Annotated in this window: 1 pseudogene; it reads left to right on the plus strand. The window is 59.4% G+C overall.

Going from position 1 to position 765, the window contains the following annotated elements:
* Positions 1–765, plus strand: a pseudogene (locus ACXJ7R_RS35100) (PrkA family serine protein kinase); the annotation flags it as partial.

The raw sequence follows: 765 nt of genomic DNA on the forward strand, positions 1-765 counted from the left end.
GCCGAACCTGGTCGACACCAGCAAGGACGAACGGCTCGGTCGCATTTTCTCGAACCGCACCGTTAAGATCTATCCCTCCTTCTCCGATTTCTACGGAATGGAGGACACGATCGAACGCATTGCTGGCTATTTTCGCTACGCTTCCCAGGGGCTCGAGGAGCGCAAGCAGATCCTTTATCTCCTTGGCCCGGTTGGCGGCGGCAAATCCTCGCTTGCCGAACGGCTGAAGAAATTGATGGAGCAGCGCCCGATCTACACGCTGAAGGTCGGCAACCAGGTCAGCCCGGTTTTCGAATCGCCGCTTGGCCTCTTCCATCCCGATCGCATGGGCGACCTGCTGCAGGATAAATACGGCATAGCCCGACGCCGGCTGAACGGGCTCATCTCGCCATGGGCGGCCAAGCGCCTCGACGAACTCTCTGGCGACATTTCCAAGTTCAGCGTCGTCAAGCTGATGCCTTCGCGGTTGCGCCAGATCGGCATCGCCAAGACCGAGCCGGGCGATGAGAACAATCAGGACGTCTCGGCCCTGGTCGGCAAGGTCGACATCCGGCTATTGGAAAATTTCAGCCAGTCCGATCCGGACGCCTATTCCTAYAGCGGCGGRCTGAACCGGACSACSCAGGGCCTGCTYGAATTCGTSGARATGTTCAAGGCRCCSATCAAGGTSCTGCATCCGCTGCTGACCGCSACCCAGGAGGGCAGCTACAACGGYACCGAAAATTTCGGCGCCTTTCCCTACCAGGGGATCATCGTGGCCCATTC

The sequence above is a fragment of the Mesorhizobium sp. P5_C1 genome, assembly GCF_054049815.1.